General features: G+C 65.8%; 1 protein-coding gene and 1 pseudogene. Both read right to left on the bottom strand.

Annotated elements, in window-relative coordinates:
- Positions 1-881, bottom strand: a pseudogene (locus WBV89_RS21010) (hypothetical protein); the annotation flags it as partial.
- Entirely contained in the window at positions 881-1,330 is a 450-nt protein-coding gene (locus WBV89_RS21005) for a hypothetical protein (RefSeq protein ID WP_423983283.1), read from the bottom strand. The gene WBV89_RS21005 and the pseudogene WBV89_RS21010, both read right to left, overlap by 1 nt.
- Between the last annotated feature and the right edge of the window lie 639 nt (positions 1,331-1,969).

Raw genomic sequence — 1,969 nt, 5'->3', positions numbered from 1 at the left:
ACCTGGACCGTCAGGTCGATCCGGCCGGTATACACGATGGCCTCGATCCTCAGGCCGTCGGTGGTGCGCACCGACACCGAACCGAGGGCGCCAGCTACAGCACTCGTCAGTGCCACGTAACCACCGTCGAACACGCCGAGCGTCCCCGGAACCGGGTAGCCGTCGACGGTCGCCGTGACGTCGTGACCATCAGGCTCGACGGTCACGAGGATCGTGTGGTCTCCCGCCGGCACGGCGAACCCGGTGACCACGGAGAAGAAGTCCCTCTCCGGGTAGAGCTGGGCCTGGAGCAGGTCCTCGCCGGTGTCAGCGTCCCGGATGAGGGCATACTCGCCGGCGGCCATGAAATCGTAGGTCAGCCCGTCGAGCGTTTCCAGGTGTGGGTCTCCGTGCGCTCGCCCGTTGTCGACCGGCCGTAGGTTGCACCCGGCCTCCTGTCCGTCGAGAGACGGCTGACCACCGAACAGCTCGACTGCCATCCAGTAGACCCCTGCCATCCCGTTGCAGGCACGGGGCGAGCTCGATCCGGTGCAGGCTTCGCGGGCTTTGGCCGCCATCCCGGCATCGCAGTACTCCTTGCCCAACCCCTTTGTGCCGTAGCAGCGGTCATGCCAGTTGCACGCGGGCGTGAAGCTGATCCCCAACCCATCATCGGGAACGTCGATGCCGTCGGCACCCTGGCTGCCGCAACCGTTGGCCGGAGCACGCGGGTCGACCTGTGCGTCAGGGAAAGCCGCCGGGTCGAGGGGCTGGAACGGATCCAGCAACCCACCTTGAGCGACGGCAGTGGCGGCTTCGGCGGTTTCCGGTGCGGACACGAACACCGGGATGACGACGGCAAGGCAGGCCATCGTGGCCATGAGGAGACGGAGGGAGCGCATCAGTTGCACCTTGCTCGGAGGAGATTGACGACCTGTTGCATCTCGGGAGAAGCGACGATGTTGTCGGCCTCGGCCGCGATCACCAGAGCGGAGGTCAGGAATGCGATCTCGGCCTGCTCTGCACCGTTGGCCGCCGGGAGTCCTTCGATCTCTGCCGCGATGGCGGTGAGTGGATCGTCGGCGGCGAAGGAGCTCGTCAGATCGAGCCGACACAAGGCGAACACATACTCCGACAGCGGGTCGATCTCAGCCGGTCGGTAGATGCCGCCGTCGTCAGCGGTGCCGCCAGCCGTGGTCGCGCCGGTCGGGTCGGAGGTCGCCGACCCAGCAGCGGCGGTTGTGTCGGTGGATGCAGCTTCGACCGAGCTTGCAGTCGCGTCACTCGGGACGTCGCTGGAACTGTTCGAGCATGCGGTCGCAATCAGAATCAACGCCAGGACCGCCCACATCGGGTGTCTCCAAGCGCGGGGAAACGTTGCCGTCCTGTCGTGCCCAACCATGTGGAATCTGCCCTCTTTCGACCGAGCAGCTGCTCGATCGCTGGACTGTACTCGGGGACGTCATAGGCGACGAATGACCAACAGTGGGTGCCAGCCGAGGCATCATTCGGCTCGATCGCGTGCGTGCTGTGGTTGCAGCTGCGACGACGCCGGGATCCTGAGAGGCGAACGTCGACATGACCTCAGGACAGCGGTCGACCTGACCAACGAGGTGATCATCGAACCGACCTCGGACGCTGCTCAGCCTGGATCTGTGATGCCACGCCTGCCGGCTACACGTTGATCATTTCCGCGTCGACGGGTGTGGAGTCGCCAGGCAGTGGATGCAGCCGTCGTCCTGCATGGACATGCCCGCCAGCTCGAAGGGCGACGACGTCAACCGTTCGGTGGAACCAGTATTCCAGTCCGGGTAGCCGGCGTTGTCGCAGGAGGAGAGGCGACAGCGTCCGACGACCGAGGGCGGTGCCGGTGCACACCCACCTAACGAACCTCCGTGCCGTGCGGGTCAGTCCGTTGCGCTCTCGCAGCCGGAGCTCCAGCAGGGGTCGACCAGCCTTGCTACCCGGGTAGGAGTCATCGCTGCGGGAC

It is taken from the genome of Ilumatobacter sp., from assembly GCF_049588435.1.
Taxonomy (GTDB): domain Bacteria; phylum Actinomycetota; class Acidimicrobiia; order Acidimicrobiales; family Ilumatobacteraceae; genus Ilumatobacter_A.
The sequence above is the reverse complement of the archived record's forward strand: the minus strand, read 5'-3'. Positions and strand labels throughout refer to the sequence as shown.